The sequence below is a fragment of the Flavobacteriaceae bacterium GSB9 genome, from assembly GCA_022749295.1.
Lineage (GTDB): Bacteria > Bacteroidota > Bacteroidia > Flavobacteriales > Flavobacteriaceae > Flavisericum.
In genome coordinates this window covers 1,271,247-1,294,692 of record CP062007.1, presented here as the reverse complement: position 1 = coordinate 1,294,692, position 23,446 = coordinate 1,271,247, and the positions used below count along the sequence as shown (strand labels likewise).

Genomic DNA, 23,446 nt, shown 5'->3' with positions numbered 1-23,446 from the left:
TGTTCTCGATACAAATTTGTTTCATTTCGACTGCGCTCAATGCGACACAAATTCACTCGAACTGACGTAAAAAGGATGCCGCTTCTATCCCTAACGCGACTTTTAACTGTTAATTCAATTTTGCTTTTTATTGCTAATGCAGTACTGCTTACTGCACACTAATTTTCACTCCGTTAAATAACTTTCCATCAGCAGAAACAATGTAGTTTTCATTGGCATTTAAGCCAGACAATACTTCCACTTCATTTCCAAATGTTCTACCTAAACGCAACCAGCGTAAAATCGCTGTATTACTTTGGCTTACCGTATACACACCACTTAATTGACCGTTGGTGATAATGGCTTCTTTTGGTATTAAAACCATAGTCGTTTCCGCCTTTCTTTCTACAGGAAATTGCACTGTAGTAAACATTCCAGATAAGATGTTGGCATCGGTTTTATCCAATGTTATCTTCACCAAATATTGTCCGCCTGTTTGTGCTGCCGAGGTACTTACTTCGGTTACTGTTCCTGAGATGGTTTGGTTAATGGATTTTACATTAACATCAACTTTTGTATCTTTTTTTATATCTGCGATTTCCATTTCTGGCACCATAGCAATTACTTCAAAATCGCCTGGTGCTTCAATGGAAATCAACGGCTGCCCTGAATTGGCCATATCGCCTTTTTTTACTGTTTTACTGGTAATAACTCCGCTAAATGGCGCTGTAATGTTGGTATACGCAAATTGGGCGTTGATTTCGTTTTTCATTTGTTTAGCGGCTTCCAAACCAGCTTTTGCCATTTCGTAATTGGCCGTCATATCATCCATCTCTTTTTGAGAGGCACTATTTTGTGCAAATAATACTTTAAAACGCTCATAGTCTTTTTTGGCATTATTAAAAGCTGCTGTTGCTTTAGTAATATTGGCATCAACTTGTGCCTTTTGCGCTTGCAAATCGGCATTATTAATAGCAACCAATAATTGTCCTTTACTAACTTTATCGCCAACATTTACAGGAACGCTATTAACGTAGCCCATCATTCTTGTACTTAAATTGGCGCTGTTTTCGGCTTGAATTTTTCCGCTAACCGCTAAAAAGGGATTGTTGTTATCACCGCTAACTTGCGCTACTTTTACAGGAATAGCTGGCGTATTATCGGCAACGGCTTTTTTATCTTCGCTACCACAACTTGCTACTAATATTGCGGTTGAAAGTGATAAGATGGTATATAGTTTTTTCATTTTAATTGAGTTTATTTTTACTGAATACTGCTACTGTTAACTGTCAACTAAATTCTATTCTTTAGTTAAAAAATTAACGTATGATAGGGCGTAATTATATTCGAAAATGGTTTGATAATATTCTAATTCTTTTTGAGCGTATTGCGTTTCTGTCATCAATAAATCTGAAGTCTTTTCTAGACCTTCTTTAAATCGGTTGGTACGAATTCTTAATGATTCTTCCGATTGTTTTAACGCTAATTTTGAAAGGTTCAATTTATTTTCAGCATCGATTAGCATCCGCTTTGCTTTGTTCAATTCAAGCTTGCTTTTCGAAATGTATTGGTTGTATTCCAGTTTGGATTTTTCAAACTCAGCTCTGCTTTTTTGAGCTTTCCCAAAACGTTTTGAACCTTGAAAAATATCCCAGCTTAATTGCGCACCAATAATATAGCCATTGGCATCGGCCTGAAACATTTTATCATCGTACATCTCATAACTTCCAAAGGCATTGAGGCGTGGTAAAAAAGCCATTTTATCAGCGTTGTTCATTGCTTTATAAGCGTCGCTGGCTAATTGCATGGCTTTAATATCGCTACGGTTTTCCGATAGGGTTTTAATGTCCATGGTACGTGCTAAAGCGGTTAGGCTGTCGCTAGGTTTATAAACAACGTACTCCTCATCATCCATTAAAAAGGATAAGTAATTTGAAGCATTTTGAACATTACTCTTTGCCTGCTGCAATTGGTTTTTTACTTCAGTTACGCGTACTTCAACATTAAGTACATCGGCCCGTTGCAAGTAGCCTTGTTTAAAACTGTTGTCGGCCAATTTTTTGTTGGCAAAAGCAGTTTCCAGTGCTTTTTCTAAAACATCTACGGCTTTATATGCTAACTGTAATTGCATATAAGCTTTATCAACTTCAAACGCGAGATAATCTGTTGTGCGTTGTGTTTTTAACGACATAGCTTCCATTTTAGATTTGGCAGCTTTGCGCTGAAACATACCATCTACATTAATTAAAGGCTGTTGAATTTCAATTTTTGTAGCAAAGTTTTTGGTTTCGTCAGAATCGTTTAACAACGCTGGGTTAAAATCGGCTTGGGTTAAAACTTCCTGATTGAGTTTAGAGCCAAATGCCATAAGTGGGTTGGTAGTTGTAATACCCGTATGGCTAGCCGTAATGTTGGGCAAGAATACGGCATTGGTTTGCCTGTAATCTGCTCGGGCTTGTTTAAATGCTTCTTCAGAAATTTTTATTGAAGTATTATGCTCTGAAACTTTAGATTGGACCTCAGCTTTAGATATGGGAACGACCTGCTGTGCCTGTAACAGGTTCCATGTTAAAAGCGTTAAGGTAATTATTGAAATTATTTTTTGCATTGATAGTTCTATTTATTGCTGCAAAATTAAAGTCAAGTAGAGCTTTTGTCTGTAACAAAGGTTACCTCAGAAGGTGCGTTTGTGGCTTCAAGCTAGTGCGTAAAGGGGATAAGGCGTTTTATGAAGGGGCTATATCTCTTTTGGTCATTTTAAAAAAGAGTTCTCGCCCCATTCTGGAACTATGGGAGTTGTATGAGAGTTCCATGATTTCGATATCGAAATAGGGCTTAAAGTAATTGATGTATTCCTGCTTGTTTCCACCAAACGGTGGTTGGTCTTGGTTCAACGGAACATTAAAAAGCAAGCCTACAATTTTTCCATTTGAAGCTAGAAGCTCATTAATTTTTTTGGCGTATTTGGGTCTTAAATTAGGATTAATGGCACAAAAAAAGGTTTGCTCTAAAATAATGTCGAAATTTTGTTTCAGTTCAAAAAAGTCTTTGTGTATTAAATGGTCTTTTGGAAAGTTTTCAACACGTTGAGAAATATTGTTAAGAGCTGTTTTAGAAATATCGGCCACAAACACATTTTTAAATTCTTTTGATTGAAGATATTCCGCTTCATAGGAATTGCCCCCACCAGGTATTAAGATTTTAAGCGATTTGTCAGTCAATTGGTCAATATACAATTTAAGAGGAGGGGATATATTGCCCAAATCCCAACCTGTGTCTCCATTTATGTATCGGTTGTCCCAAAATGCTTCAGATAAATCAATCATAAATTGGCGTTGATTATTCTTATGATTTCGTTTTTTTCAATAACACCAGACTGTCTCCAAACCATTTTTCCTTTCTTAAAGAGCATAAAAGTGGGGACACCCCTTACTTGGTGTTTAGAGGCCAACATTTGGTTTTTATCAACATCTATTTTGATAATGCTTGCCCGGTTTCCCATGGCGTCTTTTACTTGTTTTAGTACGGGTGCCATCATTTTGCAGGGACCACACCATTCGGCAAAAAAGTCGACCAAAACAGGTTGCTCTTGGTTAATTATTTCTGAAAACTTGCTCATAACAAAAATTATTATGCTGTTAAACAGTTAAATATAAATTTATGTAAAATTAGTTTTTTATAGTTCAAAACCAGTAACAATAGTTACACATCCAAGTTTGCTTTTGCCTTTAAAATGAATTGTAAAATTTTTAGAAATTAAATTTGATAAGATTTGTTTCTATTCCAAGAAAAAATGTATATTTGCCCCCACTTAAAAAGGCCACGTGGCGCAACTGAATAGCGCACTTGATTACGGCTCAAGAGGTTCCAGGTTTGAATCCTGGCGTGGTCACTAGTAGAAATACTAAATTATTACAAATCCTTGCAAACAATAGAGTTTGCAAGGATTTTTCGTTTTTGGGAACTCATAAAATTTGAACTGATTTGAATGCAAAAGTTCACAATTCGGTTAGTCCTTTTTCTGCTGGTTCACAGTGTTGATGCAAATAAGAGTTGGACTATAATTGATTTGGCTTTCGTCTTGAACAATGTCCGATTTTTTGTTGCAAGTCCAATTGAATTTCTTGAATGTAAAATAAATAGTCATTTGTGTCTAATAGATTGTTCTTCGTCGAAAAAAATAATTTTGCTTCTGTTTAAAATTTACCTTATCAGTCCAACCAACTAAACCAAAAACAGATGAATTATACCAAACAAGTAATTGTTGAGAAAAAAACAATGCTTCCATTTATTTTAGTAACATCTTTATTCGCACTTTGGGGCTTTGCAAATGCGGTAACAGACCCAATGGTGCAAGCGTTCAAAAAGGTATTGGAACTATCAAATTCTCAGGCAGCTTGGGTGCAAATGGCCTTTTATGGTGGTTATTTTTGTATGGCGCTACCGGCATCTATTTTTATGCGAAAGTACTCGTACAAAGTGGGTGTTTTAATTGGGTTGGGGCTATATGCTTTGGGAGCCCTTCTTTTTTATCCAGCAGCCGTAACCGAGAAATTCTGGTTTTTTTGTTTAGGGCTTTACATTTTAACGTTTGGGCTCGCCTTTTTAGAAACAGCAGCCAATCCTTATACATTAGCTATGGGACCAAAAGAAACTGCAACTCAACGTTTAAATTTAGCACAGGCTTTTAACCCCATAGGCCTAATTGTTGGTTTGCTTGTTGCTCAGCAGTTCGTGCTCAAAAATTTGAAATCCGATAATATTAAAGACTTTAGTGCTCTAGACGAGGCTTCAAAATTGTTAGTTAAAACGTCAGATTTAATGGTGATTCGCAATCCTTATGTGATTTTAGGATTATTGGTGGCTGTAATGTTTGTTGTGTTTCTTGTGGTAAAGATGCCGCAATCTAAAAATGATGGTGAGATTCCTAAAATAGGAGAAACCTTTAAAATCTTGTTTAACAACAAAAAATATACGTTAGGGGTACTTGCTCAAATATTGTATGTAGGGGCCCAAATTATGTGTTGGACATATATTTATCAATATACAGAAGCCATAAATATGGATAGTGTAACTGCTGGCTACTATCAAATGCTAGCCTTTGTGCTATTTACTTTGGGTAGAGCAGTAGGCACTTATATGTTGCGCTTTATTAACCCCGGTAAATTATTAATGCTTTTTGCACTTTTATCTATATGCTGCGCTTTGGGGACAATATTTATAAAAGGATTACTTGGTTTATATTGTTTGGTGATGATTTCGTTCTTTATGTCCTTAATGTTTCCTACTATTTATGGTATTGCTCTTAATGATTTGACGGAAGAGGAAACAAAAATAGGTTCTGCCGGTTTGGTTATGGCCATTGTTGGGGGGGCTTTAATGCCCAAGTTACAGGGGCTAGTAATCGATATAGGAGGTCATGGTGTCACTGATACGGTTATCGTTGGGGTTTCTGAGGTTAATTTTTCATTTATGCTTCCTCTAATTTGTTTTGTTTATATCAGTTGGTTCGGGTTTTATGTCTATAAAGCAAGGACGGAAGCCTCTCAGTATGTTATAAAGTGAGCCTTAAGGTTTTTAAAGGCGATGTTGGTCGAATGTTTTTTATATAAAAGCTTTTTTTTAAATGGCTACATTTAATAATAAGTTAAGGTTATATATCATATGAAAAAAAGTATAACGTTTCTTGTCCTTTCGTTATTCCTATTGTGCTCTTGTAAACAAAAGGAGAGGCCGCCAGAACCCTATGGGCCATGCCCATCTGAAAAGCAGCTTGACTGGCATGAAATGGAGTTATATGCCTTTGTGCATTTCTCGCTCAATACATTTACCAATAAAGAATGGGGGTATGGAAATGAGTCCCCCCAACTTTTTAACCCCACTTCCCTTGACACGAGGCAATGGGCTCGAGTTGTTAAAGAAGCTGGAATGAAAGGCATTATTATTACCGCTAAACATCATGACGGTTTTTGTCTTTGGCCCTCAAAATTCACAGAACGCTCCGTTAAAAACTCACCATGGAAAAATGGGCAAGGAGATGTTATAAAAGAACTGTCGGAAGCCTGTAAAGCGTATGGGTTAAAATTAGGGATTTATCTCTCGCCATGGGACAGAAACCATCCAAACTATGGAAAATCTAAATATATCACCTATTTTAGAAATCAGTTAAAGGAACTGTTAACCAATTATGGAGAAGTTTTTGAAATGTGGTTTGATGGCGCAAACGGAGGAAATGGTTATTACGGAGGCGCAAACGAAACTAGAAAAATAAATACTTTAGAGTATTATGATTGGGAGGGAACTTATAAATTAATAAATAAGATGTCTCCTAATACATTGGTTTGGGGTGTGGGGCCTTCGGAAGCTAGATGGATTGGAAATGAAGAAGGCAGAGCAGGAAAAACGAATTGGAGCTTGTTAAGGCAAAAAGATGAGTTGGCTGGAAAAGTACATTATTCCGAATTTATGAATGGTCATGAAGATGGTGAGAAATGGGTTCCAGGTGAAGCAGACGTTTCAATTCGCCCCGGTTGGTTTTATCACGAAATAGAAGATGATAAAGTTAGGCCTTTAGAAGAACTGGTAGATATTTATTACGAGTCTATTGGTAGAAATGCTAATTTATTGCTTAACCTTCCTGTTGATAAAAGGGGACTTGTTAATGAAAATGATATCGCTAGATTAAAGGAACTTACAGCAGTGATTAAAGCCGATTTCAAGAATGAACTTTTGGGAGTAAGCAAAGTCACGGCAAGCAATACCAGAGGTAATGAGAAAGTGTATTCAGCTAGAAATGTAGTCGACAATAATAAAAAAAACTATTGGGCCACAGATGATGGGGTTAAAACAGGAACGATGTTGTTCGAATTTAAAAAACCAACAGAAATTAATCGTATTGAATTGCAAGAATACATAAAACTTGGTCAGCGGGTAAAGGCTTTTAATGTTGAAGCAAAAATTAATGAAGAGTGGCTAACAATAGCAAGTGAAACCACAATTGGTTACAAAAGAATTTTAAGATTGCCCCGTATTAAAGCTTCTGCCCTTAGGGTGAATATCACCGATTCAAAATCAAATCTTGTTATTTCTTCCGTTAAGGGATACAATGCACCAACTTTGGTAAGGATGCCAAAGATAGAACGAAATAAAAAGGGGGTGATATCCATGTATTCTGAAAATGGGAATAAAATTTACTACACAATCGACGGAACCACTCCAAACTTAAACAGTAGTGCGCTGTACAAAGAACCATTTAAGCAAGCTCAGGCTATTACAGTAAAAGCGATAGCATACAATGTAGAAGAAAATATGTTCAGCGATATCAAGACGGTTCGCTACGGAAATTCTAAAGAAAATTGGCATGTTCTTTCTATAACGGGAGAAGACTTGAAATCATCCGAAAAAATAATTGATGGGAACTACAGTACGGTTTGTGTGCTAGAGCATAACAATGAAACAGACCCAATAGAAGTAATTATTGATATGGGAGCAACTTTATCCATCAAAGGGTTTTCATATTTTCCTCAACAAACAGGAAATAATTTAAATTTAATATCAAGCTACAAGTTTTACACAAGCACAGATAATAAATATTGGAAAAAACAATCGGAAGGGGAATTTTCCAATATTAAAAACAACCCTATAAAGCAAATAAAAACCTTTCCTTATGTAGATGCTCGTTATATTAAATTTGTTTCTGTAAGCGCTGTAAATCAAGCTGATATGGTTTCAGTAGGTGAGTTGGACGTTCTTGAATAATAATACGAACCTAAACCAAAATAGCAGTGCTTTTAACTTTTAACCTTTAGCGAAGCTAGAATGTTATTAGTCGAAATTTTAAGTTTCAATCATATAGATTAATTAATTTTATTGAAACAAAATTCTGGCATTACATCGAACATGACAAAAAAAGAATTAGACCAAAAGGGAAAAAAGGAAATCAGTTATAGGGAAGCTGGTAAATTTGAGGATACACGTTATGAAAAAATCCATAATGTTATTTTTGATTCATCGGTAGAGGCTTCAAAACTCGTTGCACAAGAAATAGCGAATTTAATTCAAAGAAAAAAAGAGTTGAATGAGCCTTGTGTTTTGGGGTTAGCAACGGGGTCTTCGCCTATAAAAGTTTATGAAGAACTTGTTAGAATGCATCAAGAAGAAGGATTGAGCTTCTCTAATGTAATAACTTTTAACTTGGATGAGTATTATCCTATGGATAAAACCAATATTCAAAGTTATCATTACTTTATGCACGAGCATTTATTTAATCATATTGACATTCTTCCAGAAAGCATAAATATTCCAGATGGTTCCATTCCATCAAATGAACTACATCAATTCTGTATTGATTACGAAATGAAGATTAAAGAATGCGGAGGTCTTGATTTTCAGTTGTTGGGCATTGGCAGAACCGGCCATATTGGGTTTAATGAACCTGGTTCGCACTTAAATTCTGGAACCCGAAGCATAACTTTGGACCACATGACCCGGGTTGATGCAGCATCGGCCTTTTTGGGAATAGATAATGTGCCTAGGAAGGCCATAACAATGGGTATTGGTACTATAAAAAATGCAAAGCGAATTGTTCTTTTAGCTTGGGGAAACAATAAAGCTGAAATTGTTCAAAAATCTATTGAGGGAGATATTACATCCAATATTCCTGCAACATATTTGCAAGAACATAACAATACAACCTTTGTGCTAGATAGTGAAGCCGCATCAGAACTAACAAGGGTTAAAACCCCTTGGTTGGTAACTTCTTGTACATGGACAGATGAATTAAAATTAAAAGCTGTTGTTTGGCTTAGTGAGTTGTTGGGCAAGCCATTTTTAAAGCTTACGGATAAAGATTACAATGATAATGGTATGTCAAGCCTTTTGACAGAGGAAGGTACTGCTTACGATTTAAACATAAAGATGTTTAACAAACTTCAGCATACCATTACGGGGTGGCCAGGCGGAAAATCAAATGCAGATGATACCTACAGACCCGAACGAGCTACTCCTGCGAAAAAACGAGTTATAATATTTAGTCCACATCCCGATGATGATGTAATATCTATGGGGGGTACCTTCGATAGGCTTGTAGAGCAGGGGCATGAAGTACACGTCGCTTATCAAACTTCAGGAAATATTGCTGTTTCTAACGAAGAAGCTTTGAAGTTCGCGGAAGTTTCTTCGGCAATAAATTCATCTTCTAAAGAGTTCGATGATATAATTGATCACCTAAAAACTAAAACTAAAAATGAGATAGACCCCATTGAGGTTAGGAGATTAAAAGGTTTTATTAGAAAGAGTGAATCTTTGGCAGCCACTCGGTACCTGAACGTACCCGATAGTAATGTTCATTTTTTAAACCTTCCGTTTTACGAAACGGGAACGGTAAAAAAAGGAAATCTTACCGAAAAGGATGTGAGCATAATGTGCAATTTGATTGAAACTATTAAGCCCCACCAAATTTATGCAGCGGGAGATTTAGCGGATCCACACGGAACACATAAAGTTTGTTTAGATAGTTTGTTTGAAGCTTTAAAAGTTTTAAAAGATAAAGATTATATGAACGATTGTTGGGTTTGGTTATACCGTGGAGCATGGCATGAGTGGGAAACTTACCAAATAGAAATGGCGGTACCTATGAGTCCAGATCAGGTTTTGAAAAAGCGCCATGCTATTTTCTTTCATCAATCCCAAAAAGACGGTGTTATGTTTCAAGGGGATGATTCTAGAGAGTTTTGGGTGCGTGCCGAAGATAGAAACAGGGCTACTGCCAAAAAATACCACAATTTGGGTTTAGCAGATTATGCGGCCATTGAAGCTTTTAAACGTTATTACTTTAAGTAATTTAAAATAATAGTAAACATAAACGGCCTTAAAGTTATAATGGAGCGTTAAATTAGTATTTGTTTAAGTTTAGTTGTTTTTATTTGAGAAAAGATGGTTGTTTTTTAATAATCATCTTTTTTTGTGGTTTTTAGATTGAAGCATCTAAAATGGTTTTCTTTGCTTCCTCTAGATAAGAGCGCCCTATCACATAACGCATACCTTCTATTTCTACACTGTTTCCTTCTAGGGCATCAATTTTATCAATGGCTATAGTGTAAGACCGGTGTATACGTATAAAATCTTTAGAGGGCAGTAAGTTTGTGAAATCGGTAAGTGTACTATGAACAATGAAGCGCCCTGTAACCGTATTGATTTTTAAATAATCTTTTAAGCTTTCAATAACCAAAATCTCATCCAAGAAAATCTTTTTCATTTTCTTTTTGTCAATCTTCACAAAAATAAATGGACGCTCTTTTATGGTTTCGGTAGATTGTTTGTTTGAAATATTTAGCCTATTTTCAATCTTATTGATAGCTTTCATGAACCTAGGGAACTCTATAGGTTTTACCAGATAATCTAAAACATCTAATTCATAAGTTTCAATAGCAAATTCATCATAAGCACTAGTGATTACTAATAATGGCGGTGCCTGTAAACTTTTTATGAAATTAATTCCATCTAAAACAGGCATGTTCATGTCTAAAAATATGACGTCGACAGTTTCATTTTTAAGATAGTTTAAACCTTCAATGGCATTATTAAAAGTTGTTTTTACTTCAAAACCTTGAATTTGTTCAAGGTAGTTTTTAATAACATTAATTGCTAAAGGCTCGTCATCTATAATTAGGCACGTTACATTGTTATCCATTTTGTGTTTTAGGTTTTTAAGATATCATTACTATATCTTGGTAGGTGTTTCCATCTACTCTTATTTTTAGCTTAACGATAAATTTATTTTTTTTAGTATAAATTTTTAGCTTGTAATCCTTCTTGTTGTACCCAAGGTCGAGACGTTTTTTTACGTTCTCTAAGCCAATACCACTAGATTGAGCTAAGTTGTCGGGATGATGGGTGATTTTAGGCAAAGGATTTGTGATGCTAAAATAAAGAAATTTTTCTTTAATCTTAAAGTTAATATCTATTTTAACCTTGCCAATGTTCTTGTTAGCCCCGTGTTTGAAAGCATTTTCAACAAAAGTCAATAAAAGTATTGGGGCAATTTTTTTGTCTTGAATATCTCCAGAGATGGACATGTTAACTTGGAGTGAGTCACTGTGCCTAACACGTTCTAAATCCAAGTAATTTTGAATACAAAGAATTTCTTTTTCTAAACTTTGACGCTTAACATTTGTGTCGTACAATAAATAGCGCATTAGCTCTGATAGCTGAAGAATGGTGCGAGGTGTTTTTTTTGATTGTTCTACCGCTAAGGAATAGATATTGTTCAAGGTGTTGAAAAAAAAGTGTGGAGAAATCTGGCTTTTTAAAAATAAAAGTTCTGTTTCGAGTTGTACCTTCTCAAGGCGAGCTACTCTCCTGTGCTCTTTTAAATAATCCAAAGTTATTTTAATGGCGGTAACAAAAGTGATTACGTATAACTCGCCAATCATCATCTCAATGGTATAGTTAAAGGTTAGGCCTTCTATAAGTTCTGGTCCTTCTGGCCAAACATTTTGACTGATAAAAAGATAAGTTAAATTAAATTTGACTAATACCATTAAAAAGATGGCCACAAGCACAGATAGTATATAAAGAACATATTTTTTATTGTACACTAAAAATGGCATTAACACAAAAATGTTCAAGTAGCATAAAACCATGTGAATTGGGAAGCCAAGTAAATTAGTTTTTAAGGAATATACATAGTCATTAAAGTAGCTGCCCCAACGAAATGTGTTAAATAGGAAGTAAACTAACCAGAAAATTACATGGTAATACCACCTTATTCGAAATAGTTTATTTTGATTGTACTCCATTTTTTTGAAAAAATTTGATGTTTTTTTTGGTGTTCAGGTCCTTTTAGATGTCATCTGTCTAAATTAATTTTAAAACTTCTAAAATTCTTGAAAATTTAAAGTTAAATTATGAAACGTTACATGAAGAATATTGTAAAAATTATTCTGGTATTAGTTTTTTCTGTCGGTTGTAAAAATAATGCAACTAAAAACAATATGCCCAACAAATCCTTATCAGATTTTGTAAATCCCTTTATCGGTACTGGTGGACATGGGCATACATATCCGGGGGCAACGGTGCCTTTTGGGATGCTACAGGTAAGTCCCGATAATGGTATTTCAGATTGGGATTGGTGTTCGGGTTACCATTATTCAGACTCCATTATTTCTGGTTTTAGCCATTTACACTTAAGTGGAACGGGCATTGGAGATTTGGCTGATATTTTATTTATGCCAATCAACAAAGAAGTTGATTTAACGTTGGATACCACAAACCGCGATTCCCTTCCTTACATTTCTAAATATAGTCATGAAAAAGAATCTGCAAGGGCTGGGTACTATCAGGTGTATCTTGAAGACCATAAAATCAATGTAGAGCTCACCGCTTCAAACCGCACAGCATACCATAAATATACATATGCAGAAAACGACGAGCAGTCTGTAATAATAGACCTTGGTTTTGCCATAAATTGGGACACTCCCCTAAAAACTTCAATTTCTATTGAAGATGATTATACCATAACAGGTTACCGTTTTAGTAAAGGTTGGGCCAAAAACCAAAAAGTATTCTTTGCTGCCAGATTCTCAAAGCCCATAGCCGAAACAGCCCTTGTTGGCAGCCAATTGCCAATAAATGATATAGAGATAAATTCAGAAAAGACAAAGGCCCAATTGTTTTTTAAGCCTGGTGGAAATACCGAATTATTGGTTAAGGTTGCTCTATCATCAGTTAGCGAGGCCAATGCAAAAGACAATCTAGATGAAGGGAACCACACTTTCGAGAGTGCAAAATTCAATGCCGAAACCCTTTGGGGCGAAGCTTTAAATAAAATAGAAGTAGTGACCCCAACCGATTCGCTTAAAACAATTTTCTATACAGCGTTATACCATTCACAATTGGCCCCTGTGGTTTACAGTGACAAAAATGGGGAATACAGATTGGAAAATGATAGCATAGAAACGGCAACAGATTACACAGCCTACTCAACACTTTCACTTTGGGATACTTTCAGGGCGGAAAACCCACTTTTGACGCTTTTGGAACCTCAGCTGACCTCAGATGTAATCAAGTCTATGCTGAAATATTACGACACCAGAAAGATATTGCCGGTTTGGACACTTTATGCAAATGAGACCAATACCATGACTGGTTACCATTCCATCCCGGTCATTGTCGATGCATACCTCAAGGGAATCACTAATTTTGATATAGAGAAGGCATATAATGCCATGAAAACAACCATGATGCAAGATGAACGGGGGCTAAATCATTATAAAGAATATGGATACATTCCTTATAATTTGTTGGACGAATCTGTTACCATCACGTTAGAATATGCTTTTGATGATTGGTGTGTTGCACAAATGGCAAAGGCATTGGGAAAAACAGAGGATTACAACTTCTTTTTAAACCGTTCTATGGCTTATCGATATTTATTTGATTCCCAAACGGGGTTCATGCGAGGCAAATCTGGAGATGGAAAGTCATGGAATGAACCTTTCGACCCCAAACATTCCAACCACAGGAAACAAACAGACTATACCGAAGGTAATGCTTGGCAACACAGTTGGTTTGTGCCTCACAATGTCAAAGATTTTATTAACCTACATGGTGGAAACGAAATATTTTCTGAAAGGTTAGAACAGTTGTTTACAGAGAGTTCTGAAATTACAGGCAACAATGTCTCTGCAGATATCTCTGGGTTAATAGGGCAGTATGCCCATGGCAACGAGCCGAGCCACCATATAGCTTATATGTTCAATCACGCCAATAAGCCTTGGCGAACACAATATTGGGTACGCCAAATACTGAATACACAGTATAACACAACACCCAATGGGCTAAGTGGTAATGAAGATTGTGGGCAGATGTCGGCATGGTATGTTTTTAGTTCTATGGGGCTATACCCTATGAATCCCGCATCAACTGAGTATGAAATAGGCAGCCCTATTTTCGAAAAAACCACTATAAACCTTCCGAACGGTAAAACTTTTGTTATTGAAGCCGAAAATGTGTCCAATATTAACATATACATACAGTCGGCATACCTTGACGAAAAAGAGTTCAACAAAACAAATATAAGTCATAAGCAAATAACCCAAGGAGGAACGCTCCATTTTGTAATGGGACCTAACCCAAATAAGGACTGGGGTATAGCGAACTAAAAATAGCAAAACGCCTATATGGATATTATTGATTTAAGCATTATTATATTTTACATCTTACTTACTGTAGGTGTTGGTATCTGGATTTCAAAAAAAGCGTCTAAGGGGCTGGACCACTACTTTCTTGGCGGAAAATCCATTAAATGGTATTTTCTGGGGTTAAGTAATGGTTCGGGAATGTTCGATATATCTGGCACGGCTTGGATGGTGGGCATCCTATTTTTATACGGAGTAAAAAGCTTTATGTTTATGTGGCTTTGGCCAATTTGGAATCAGATTTTTATTATGATGTTCTTGGCGGTTTGGATACGAAAATCGAAGGTTATGACAGGTTCCGAATGGATTTTAACCCGATTTGGAGACGATAGAGCGGGCAAGGCATCCCATATTATAGTTGCTGTATTTGCCATTATATCTACCATTGGGTTCATAGCTTATTTTTTTGAAGGTATAGGGAAGTTTATGACTGTTATTTTGCCATGGGATTTGTCAATCCCTATGGGAACAGGCAATTTACTGGGTTCAGAACAATCATATGCCTTAATAATTATTTTACTAACTACGATTTATACCATAAAAGGAGGGATGTTTTCCGTTGTGGCTACCGAAGTTCTCCAATATGGTATTATGGTTGTTGCAGGGCTTTTGGTGGCTGGGTACACGTTCGTTACTTATACTGATATAGAAATAACATCTATTATTTCTGAGGAATGGAAAAACGTATTTTTTGATTGGGAATTGGGAACCCACTGGAGTGCTCAATACGACGCTTTTAATAGTTTAGTTAATTCCGAAGGCTACAAAATGTTCGGTGCATTGGTTGGGATGTCTCTTTTTAAAGGCTTTTTCGCCAGTATAGCTGGCCCAACACCCAGCTACGATCTACAACGTATCCTTTCAACAAAATCAGTAAAAGAAGCGGCCTACATGAGTGGGTTTACCAACCTAATTTTATTTATTCCCAGATACCTGCTGATAGGGGGCATAGTGGTTATTGCATTGGTAACGCTCGCTCCAAGTATGGGTTTAAATGGAGCTTTGTCTGGTAATGATTTAGAGTTGTTATTGCCAACAGTTATAAACTTCCATATTCCTGTTGGCATTAAAGGGTTATTGTTGGCGGGCTTACTAGCGGCGTTTATGTCCACATTTTCAGCTTTTGTAAATGCTGGGCCAGCTTATATCGTAAACGATATATATAAGAAGTATTTTAGGCCCAAAGCCACAAGTGCACATTATATAAAAATTAGTCATTTGGCATCATTTGCAGTTGTAGGACTAGGGGTTTTTATGGGCTTTTTCGCTGATTCCATCAATTCCCTGACATTGTGGATTACAAGTGCACTATTTGGAGGCTACGTTGCTGCGAACTTTTTAAAATGGGTTTGGTGGCGTTTTAATGGATGGGGCTATTTTTGGGGTATGTTTGCTGGTCTTGTTGTGGCCTCACTTCAATTTATATTAGATAATAACAAAGGAAATTTTGAGCCAGATACTATTCTAAGTACCTTATCACAGCTACATGCCATTTACTTATTTCCAATCATATTTACGTTTTCAACCTTAGGATGTATTTTGGGAACGCTGTTAACTCCTCCAACCAATATAGAAGTTTTAAAATCATTTTACACCAATGTTCGCCCCTGGGGATGGTGGAATCCCATTTATAAAGTCTTAAAACCAGAAGATCAAAATTTTTCAAAAAACAAAGACTTCTGGTTTGATATGGTGAACTGTGTTATTGGAATTATTTGGCAATCCAGTATGATTGTTTTACCCATATTTATGTTAATTAGGGATTATCCAAAAACTTTGATGTCATTGGCTGTTCTCCTGTTGACTACTGCGGTTTTAAAGTTTACTTGGCTGGACAAGGTCAAACAATTACCGGATGAAGATGATGATTAAATGGCAACTTTAAAAAAATTAATTAAAAAATATAAAGCGTGAATACAATACCTTGGCAAGATAGACCAGAAGACTGCAATGATGTAATGTGGCGATATTCAGAAAACCCCATTATAGATCGTTATGAAATCCCTTCATCCAACAGTATTTTTAATAGTGCTGTAGTTCCGTTTGGTGATGGGTTTGCAGGTGTGTTTAGGTGCGATAACAAAGCGGTACAGATGAATATTTTTGCTGGATTCAGTAAAGATGGTATTAATTGGGAGATTAATCATGAACCTATAGAGATGAAAACGGGCAATACGGATATGATTGAGTCCGATTATAAATACGACCCCCGAGTGGTGTTTATTGAAGACCGTTATTGGATTACCTGGTGCAACGGGTACCATGGCCCCACTATAGGAATTGGTTATACCTTCGATTTTAAAGAATTCTTCCAATGCGAGAATGCCTTTTTGCCCTTCAATAGAAATGGGGTGTTGTTTCCCCAAAAAATTAACGGTAAATACGCCATGCTAAGTAGGCCTAGCGATAACGGGCACACACCTTTTGGCGACATATACATTAGTTACAGTCCAGATATGAAATACTGGGGTGAACATAGGTGTGTTATGAAAGCTGCTCCGTTTGAAGATAGTGCTTGGCAATGCACCAAAATCGGAGCGGGCCCGATACCTATTTTAACCAATGACGGCTGGCTAATGTTATACCATGGCGTTATAAATACCTGCAATGGCTTTCGATATGCCATGGGGGCCGCTTTGCTCGATAAAAAACAACCGGATAAGGTAAAATATAGAACACAACCTTATCTGTTGGGACCCGCCGTATCCTACGAACAAAATGGCGATGTGCCAAATGTGGTTTTTCCGTGTGCCGCTTTACATGATATCCAAAAAGATAAATTGGCCGTTTATTACGGTGCTGCAGATACAGTAGTTTCTATAGCGTTTGCCAAACTGAGTGAGGTTATAGAGTTTACTAAAAATAATAGTTTGTAAGATGCAAATAAAACTAAGATTGGTATTAATAGCGACCATTTGTAATAACCTGTTTGCTTGCTCTCAAGTAAACAGGGGCATTACTCCTAAAAGCTATATCGCCTATAAAGCTCTAGATACAATATTAATTGATGGAAATGGTACAGATGAATCTTGGGGTAAGTCCAACTGGACCTCCCCTTTTACAGATATTGAAGGCGATAAAAAACCTCAGTACGATACTAAAGTAAAAATGCTCTGGGACGATAAGTATTTCTACATTCTGGCAAAAATTGAAGAGCCTCATGTTTGGGGTAATTTAAAACGAAGGGATACTATAATCTTTTATAATAACGACTTTGAGGTATTTATCGACCCCGATGGCGACACCCATAATTATTATGAACTTGAAATAAATGCTTTAAATACCGTTTGGGATTTATTTATTAATAAACCCTACCGGGAGGCTGGAAATGTGGTGCTAAACGATTGGACATTAACAGGGCTTAAATCTGCCGTAAAAGTAAATGGCACTTTAAATAATCCTGCTGATGTTGATGAAGGCTGGACACTAGAGATGGCCATTCCGTGGGATGCTTATAAAACATCATATTACGATCAAAATGTTCCAAAAGATAAATTTTGGAGGGTAAATTTTTCAAGAGTGAATTGGCAGTACGATTTGATAGACGGAAACTATTTGCGAAAAAAGGACAATAAAGACAAACTTTTGCCAGAATATAATTGGGTTTGGTCGCCTATGGGCGTCATTAATATGCACGAGCCAGAAAAATGGGGCTATGTTTATTTTTCTTCTAAACCAATAGGAGATGAAGATACGTTTTCTGTGCCTGAAGATGAAAAATTAAAATGGAAGTTGTTTAATGTTTTCCGAGCCCTAAAGGACTATTATAAAGTCAATAAAAAATGGGCAACATCGCTAAAAAGCATTTCTCAATCAAAATTTATGGTTGAAGGGAAACGCATTCAGCCAAAATTAGAAACACATGCAACAGGATTTAATATTTCAGTAAAAAGTCCTTTTTCTGGCAAAACATTAATTATTAAAGAAGATGGCAAATTCATTTCAAAATAGAAAAACTATGAAACTTTTAAGATTATTAATATGCAGTTTGGTGTTGAGTCTTTTTTCTTGCGGAAACAAAGAAAAAGCCGTTGAGCAAACAGAAACAACTCCCCCTTCTTTTGAATTTGGGGTGTGGATTACTGCAGATGAAAAGCGTACTGATGATAGCTACGCGACCGAATTCGAAAGGTATAAAAGCGGGGGGATTGATGAGGTTTTGGTTAATACGAATACAGATCCAGAACTATTGGAAAGGCTGGTTCCAATAGCAAAGGCAAAAGGGTTAAGGATACATGCTTGGATTATGGCCATAAACAGACCTGATGACTCCTTGGCATTACAACATCCAGATTGGTATATGGTGAGCAGGGAAGGTAAATCCTGTTTTGATAACCGACCTTATGTCGATTACTATCAATGGCTATGCCCAACAAGGGAGGAATCAAGAAACCACGTGTTATCGCTTGTGGAAGGTCTGGCCAATGTAGATGGGGTAGAAAGTGTACATTTAGACTATATCCGTTTTCCAGACATTTTTTTGCCGATAGGGTTGCTGCCTAAATATAACCTCGTTCAAAATACAGAAATGCCGGAATACGATTTCTGTTATTGTGATGCCTGTATCAATAAGTTCGAAAAGATACATCATAAAAACCCATTAGAAAGCCATAATACGGCTATCGATATGGAGTGGAAAAATTTTAGGTTAAATGCCATTCGGGCGGTAGTGAACGATGCCTATAAAATTGTTCATAAACATGGAAAAATATTAACTGCTGCAGTATTTCCTTATCCTGAAATGGCCGACCATATGGTACGCCAACGTTGGGATAAATGGGATGTTGATGAGCTTTACCCCATGATTTATCATAACTTTTATAACGAAGAAATCGATTGGATTGGCTATGCAACCCAACAAGGTGTGGCCGATTTAAAAGCCAAAGATTCTAAAATAAACACAGGGATATATATTCCTGGGCTAACGTCGGAAGACGAACTTAAGCAGGCTATCTTATTGGCAAAGACCAATGGAGCTAAGGGGGTTTCCTTTTTTGATGGCCCAGCCCTAACAGATGGAAACCTTAAAACCATTAAGGCTACGAAAGAAAGCCTGAAAACCATGCCCTAATCAAAAGTATATTACAGGATGTCCAATAGAAGAAACTTCATAAAAAAAACCGCCTTAGGAACCATTGGAATAAGTACTGCTTTTGCGTGTAAAAATGTGAAAGTAGAGCGAACAGCAGTAGAACCTTTAAAAAGTGAAACACAGAAAAAACCACTTATTATATCTACTTGGAATCATGGTTTTCCAGCAAACGAAGAAACTTGGAAGCAACTTCAAAAAGGTATTCCAACCTTAGATGCCATTGAAGCAGGCATGAACATACCAGAAGGTGATCCTAAAATACGGAGTGTAGGCTATGGAGGCTATCCAGATAGAGAAGGCAACGTTACTCTAGATGCCTGTATTATGGACCATAATAGTGATTGTGGCTCGGTGTCGTTTTTACAAAATATAAAACATCCTATTTCGGTGGCCAAACGAGTGTTGCAAAATACGCCGCATGTCATGTTATCGGGTAAAGGTGCCCTCCAATTTTCATTGGAAGAAGGCTTTGAAGAAGAAAACTTATTAACCCCCGAATCTGAAGCAGATTGGAAAAAATGGATTGAAGAATCTAAGTATAAACCTGTCATAAATATTGAAAACCACGATACCATAAGCATGTTGGTAATTGATACAGATGGCAATATTTCAGGAGGGTGTACAACAAGTGGTGCAGCATGGAAAATGCATGGTCGCGTTGGTGATTCGCCAATTATTGGAGCCGGCTTGTTCTTAGATAATGAAGTTGGTGCAGCAGCAGCAACAGGATTAGGAGAAGCGGTTATTAGAACCGCGGGTAGTGCCATGGTAGTTGAACTGATGCGGCAGGGTAAAAGTCCTAGCGAAGCCTGCAAAGACATAGTAGAACGTATTTACCAAAAGCATAAAAACCATAGGGATATGGAATATCTGCAGGTTGGTTTCATAGCGGTGAACAAGGATGGTGAGCATGGCGGATACAGTTTGAGGTCGGGTTTTAATTATGCTGTTTGTGATGAAGAAAATGGCAACAGAATGGAAGATTCAAAATTTAAAATGACCTGGGACGATTAGAACAGCTATCATGCGGAAAAAACTTTTTATAGCAATATTCATCATCGCATTTGGTTTAACTGTTAAGGCACAAACCACAAAAGCACCTTTTTGGTTAAATGAAGCCATAAATGAAGATAATAGGCTGCCCATGCATGCCTCATACTTTGTTTATGATAATATGGATTTAGCTAAAAAAGGCGATTGGAAAGCATCGAAGAATTATTTGAATTTAAATGGCCTATGGAAATTTTTATATGTTGAAAGCCCAGAGGAATTGCCCTTTGGTTTTAAAACCCCAGAGTTTAATGATAAAGATTGGGATGATTTTACAATTCCGGCAAATTGGGATGTAAATGGTTATGGCTACCCAGTTTATACAAATACAACCTACGATTTTGCGCATCTTATAGAGTTAAACCCGCCATTGGTGCCAACTGCCTATAACCCAACGGGAGTTTATAGAAAAACATTTAAAGTCGATAAAGATTGGAACAATAAGGATGTTTTGTTACATGTGGGAGCCGCAAAATCGAACTTGACCGTTTGGTTGAATGGCAACTATGTAGGTTATGGCGAAGACGGTAAGTTACCTCAAGAGTTTGAATTAAATCCTTTTTTAAAACCGGGAGAGAATTCCATGGTTTTAAAGGTTATGAAATGGAGTGATGGCTCTTATCTGGAATGTCAGGATTTTTGGAGAATGAGCGGTATAACAAGAGACACTTACTTGTATGCCAGGAATAAAACCCATGTAGCCGATTTTGAAATTGTTCCAGATTTAGATGAAAATTATACTAATGGCACACTAAAAGTTACAACACAAATTGAAGGTGCTGATAAAGCAGAAAATAGCCAATTAGAAATTCAATTAAAAAAAGACGGTAAAGTCATTGCTTCAAAAAGTTTAGAAATAACGGAGGAAACAAAAACACCAACCATTCAGTTTAAGGTCGAGAACCCTAAAAAATGGAGTGCAGAAATTCCAAATTTATATCGGTTAAATATCATCTTAAAAGACAACAAAGGAGAAATTATTGAAATTATTCCTCAGCAGGTAGGTTTTAGAAAGGTTGAAATAAAAAACGGACAATTACTTGTGAATGGAAAAGCTATTTACATTAAAGGGGTAAACCGTCATGAAACAGACCCTACAACTGGGCAAACCATATCAAGGGAGCGTATGGAACAGGATATTAAGGTTTTAAAGGAATATAACTTTAATGCAGTGCGAATGTCGCATTATCCTAACGATGAATACTTTTACGAACTATGCGATAAATATGGTGTTTATTTGGTGGACGAGGCCAATTTGGAATCCCATGGCATGGGTTACGATATTACCAAAACACTCGGCAACAAACCGAATTGGGAATTGGCCCATATACAACGTATTGAACGTATGGTTGAGCGCGATAAAAACCACCCTTCAATAATAATTTGGAGCATGGGTAATGAAGCCGGTAACGGCTATAATTTTTACCGCAGCTATTTATGGTTGAAAGACCGAGACCCGTCCAGACCCATACAATACGAACGTGCTACGGTTGGTGGTTGGGAAGGAGCTACTTTAAAGTTCGATTGGAATTCGGATATCGTAGACCCCATGTACAGTTCACCAACAGGGATGAAAGCGTATATAAAAGCCAATCCCAATCCTTCAAGGCCATTTATTCAATGTGAATATGCCCATGCCATGGGCAACTCGTTGGGAAACTTTAAAGATTATTGGGACCTTATAAGGGCTCATGATAATTTTCAAGGTGGTTTTATCTGGGATATGATTGACCAGTCGGTTTATAAAAAAAGAGAAGACGGTACTAAAGTATTTGCTTACGGAGGAGATTTTGGGCCTGATGGTGTGCCTAGTGATAACAACTTTTTAAATAATGGGGTGTTCAATCCAGAACGCCAACCCAATCCGTATGCTTTCGAAGCCAAAAATGTAATGCAAAATATTCATACAACATGGCACGATAAGGATAGCATAAGTATAGATGTTTTTAATGAATTCTTCTTTAAAGACTTGAGCAATTTAGCCTTGTATTGGGAATTGGTTTTAGATGGAGTTCCCGTAGATCGAGGAAATATAGAGACTTTAAATATTCAGCCACAAACGCAAAAAACCTATGCTTTACCATTAAATTTAAGGGTTAAAGAATTTCAGGAAGCTTACGTTAATATAAGTTACAAACTTAAAACAGACGAGCCATTTTTACCAGCCCATTTTGAGGTGGCTAAAGAGCAATTGCATTTAGAGGGAACCTGGGAAAATGATATCCAAGTTAAAGGTGATAAAAAGTTAAGTATTAAAAAAAATAGTGAGAAAATTAGCTTTAACAGTGATCAAGTTCAAATTGATTTCAATACAAAAAACGGGTTTATAAGCAAATATGTGTTTAACGGTGAAATCATAATAAAGCCTGGACACGAGTTAAGACCCAATTTTTGGCGAGCACCCACCGATAATGACATGGGAGCACAACTTCAGAAAAGGTTATTGCCATGGAAAGATGCTATTGAAAACCTCCAACTAATAGATTTCAACTATAAAAGTAATAAAGACAAAAGTATTAATGTTAAGGCCGTTCATAGCTTACCCCAGATAGCATCGAGGTTAACGCTAACTTATAAATTCAACAGCCAAGGTGTTTTAAATGTTCACCAGCACTTAGAGATAGACCAAGACAAAGAAACACCACTTTTACCACGCTTTGGTATGCAAATGATTTTGCCAAAAGAATTCGGGAATATCACCTATTATGGACGAGGGCCGTTTGAAAACTATTGCGATAGAAAATACAGTGCTAAGGTTGGTTTGTATGAACAAACGGTTACAGAGCAGTATTATCCTTATATTCGTCCTCAAGAAACTGGTAATAAAAGCGATGTAAGATGGCTGTCCTTGAGTAACAACAGTATCGATGTTAAAATAACCTCTAATGAATTATTTAACATGACGGCACTACATTTTTTAACCGAAGACCTAGATGGCGGCCTAGAAAAAGACCAACGAAATGCGGCCGATATTCAAGAGAGAAATTTAACCAGTTTAAATATAGATTATAAACAAATGGGATTGGGAAGTATTGATAGTTGGGGGGCTTTGCCCATGGAGAAGTATTTGTTAAGGGCAAAAGATTATAGCTACCAATTTACAATAATACCATTATTAAAGTAATAC

Annotated in this window: 16 protein-coding genes and 1 tRNA gene; 11 read left to right on the top strand and 6 right to left on the bottom strand. The window is 36.6% G+C overall.

Annotated elements, in window-relative coordinates; all coding sequences use genetic code 11:
* Nucleotides 1–148: 148 nt before the first annotated feature.
* The 4 genes from GSB9_01079 to trxA all read right to left on the bottom strand — a co-directional run bounded on the left by GSB9_01079 (nucleotide 149) and on the right by trxA (nucleotide 3,598).
* Nucleotides 149–1,225 (bottom strand): efflux RND transporter periplasmic adaptor subunit, encoded by a 1,077-nt coding sequence (locus GSB9_01079; protein UKM64529.1) that lies wholly within the window; start codon nucleotides 1,223–1,225, stop codon nucleotides 149–151.
* Between the two features lie 54 nt (nucleotides 1,226–1,279).
* Nucleotides 1,280–2,587 (bottom strand): TolC family protein, encoded by a 1,308-nt coding sequence (locus GSB9_01078; protein ID UKM64528.1) that lies wholly within the window; start codon nucleotides 2,585–2,587, stop codon nucleotides 1,280–1,282.
* A gap of 118 nt (nucleotides 2,588–2,705) precedes the next feature.
* Nucleotides 2,706–3,302: a TPMT family class I SAM-dependent methyltransferase gene (locus GSB9_01077; GenBank protein ID UKM64527.2), complete on the bottom strand. Its 597-nt coding sequence runs from the start codon at nucleotides 3,300–3,302 to the stop codon at nucleotides 2,706–2,708.
* Nucleotides 3,302–3,598, bottom strand: coding sequence for a thioredoxin (trxA, locus tag GSB9_01076; protein ID UKM64526.1), 297 nt, complete (start codon nucleotides 3,596–3,598; stop codon nucleotides 3,302–3,304). The genes GSB9_01077 and trxA overlap by 1 nt, the downstream gene beginning before the upstream one ends.
* A gap of 199 nt (nucleotides 3,599–3,797) precedes the next feature.
* On the opposite strand from trxA, the gene GSB9_01075 reads away from it, so the two are divergent.
* The 4 genes from GSB9_01075 (at nucleotide 3,798) to nagB (ending at nucleotide 9,819) form a co-directional block, all read left to right on the top strand.
* A tRNA-Arg gene (locus GSB9_01075) sits at nucleotides 3,798–3,871 on the top strand.
* 347 nt (nucleotides 3,872–4,218) lie between these two features.
* The gene (fucP, locus tag GSB9_01074; GenBank protein UKM64525.1) at nucleotides 4,219–5,544 is read left to right on the top strand and encodes an L-fucose:H+ symporter permease; all 1,326 of its coding nucleotides are present in this window, start codon (nucleotides 4,219–4,221) and stop codon (nucleotides 5,542–5,544) included.
* Nucleotides 5,545–5,643: 99 nt separating this feature from the next.
* A complete protein-coding gene (locus GSB9_01073; protein ID UKM64524.1) occupies nucleotides 5,644–7,737 on the top strand; it encodes an alpha-L-fucosidase in 2,094 nt (697 codons plus the stop codon).
* 141 nt (nucleotides 7,738–7,878) lie between these two features.
* Complete coding sequence (gene nagB / locus GSB9_01072) at nucleotides 7,879–9,819, top strand: glucosamine-6-phosphate deaminase (GenBank protein ID UKM64523.1); 1,941 nt, start codon at nucleotides 7,879–7,881, stop codon at nucleotides 9,817–9,819.
* 130 nt (nucleotides 9,820–9,949) lie between these two features.
* Here the strand turns inward: nagB and GSB9_01071 are convergent, their stop codons facing one another.
* Together GSB9_01071 and GSB9_01070 are read right to left on the bottom strand one after the other, a co-directional pair.
* On the bottom strand, nucleotides 9,950–10,669 hold the full coding sequence (locus GSB9_01071; GenBank protein ID UKM64522.1) for a response regulator: 720 nt from the start codon (nucleotides 10,667–10,669) through the stop codon (nucleotides 9,950–9,952).
* 16 nt (nucleotides 10,670–10,685) lie between these two features.
* Nucleotides 10,686–11,777: a sensor histidine kinase gene (locus GSB9_01070; protein UKM64521.1), complete on the bottom strand. Its 1,092-nt coding sequence runs from the start codon at nucleotides 11,775–11,777 to the stop codon at nucleotides 10,686–10,688.
* A 108-nt stretch (nucleotides 11,778–11,885) separates the two neighbouring features.
* Between GSB9_01070 and GSB9_01069 the strand changes: the two genes are divergently transcribed.
* From GSB9_01069 to GSB9_01063, 7 genes are all read left to right on the top strand, one after another.
* Nucleotides 11,886–14,141 (top strand): GH92 family glycosyl hydrolase, encoded by a 2,256-nt coding sequence (locus tag GSB9_01069; GenBank protein ID UKM64520.1) that lies wholly within the window; start codon nucleotides 11,886–11,888, stop codon nucleotides 14,139–14,141.
* An 18-nt stretch (nucleotides 14,142–14,159) separates the two neighbouring features.
* Nucleotides 14,160–16,049, top strand: coding sequence for a Na+:solute symporter (locus GSB9_01068; GenBank protein UKM64519.1), 1,890 nt, complete (start codon nucleotides 14,160–14,162; stop codon nucleotides 16,047–16,049).
* Between the two features lie 86 nt (nucleotides 16,050–16,135).
* The gene (locus tag GSB9_01067; protein ID UKM64518.2) at nucleotides 16,136–17,053 is read left to right on the top strand and encodes a glycoside hydrolase family 130 protein; all 918 of its coding nucleotides are present in this window, start codon (nucleotides 16,136–16,138) and stop codon (nucleotides 17,051–17,053) included.
* A 1-nt stretch (nucleotide 17,054) separates the two neighbouring features.
* Complete coding sequence (locus tag GSB9_01066) at nucleotides 17,055–18,128, top strand: carbohydrate-binding family 9-like protein (GenBank protein UKM64517.1); 1,074 nt, start codon at nucleotides 17,055–17,057, stop codon at nucleotides 18,126–18,128.
* Nucleotides 18,129–18,135: 7 nt separating this feature from the next.
* Nucleotides 18,136–19,248 (top strand): hypothetical protein, encoded by a 1,113-nt coding sequence (locus GSB9_01065; protein ID UKM64516.1) that lies wholly within the window; start codon nucleotides 18,136–18,138, stop codon nucleotides 19,246–19,248.
* Nucleotides 19,249–19,266: 18 nt separating this feature from the next.
* Nucleotides 19,267–20,283 carry a N(4)-(beta-N-acetylglucosaminyl)-L-asparaginase gene (locus tag GSB9_01064; GenBank protein UKM64515.1) on the top strand — a complete coding sequence of 339 codons (1,017 nt, stop codon included), beginning with the start codon at nucleotides 19,267–19,269 and terminating at the stop codon, nucleotides 20,281–20,283.
* Nucleotides 20,284–20,293: 10 nt separating this feature from the next.
* Complete coding sequence (locus GSB9_01063; GenBank protein UKM64514.1) at nucleotides 20,294–23,443, top strand: DUF4981 domain-containing protein; 3,150 nt, start codon at nucleotides 20,294–20,296, stop codon at nucleotides 23,441–23,443.
* Nucleotides 23,444–23,446 lie beyond the last annotated feature (3 nt).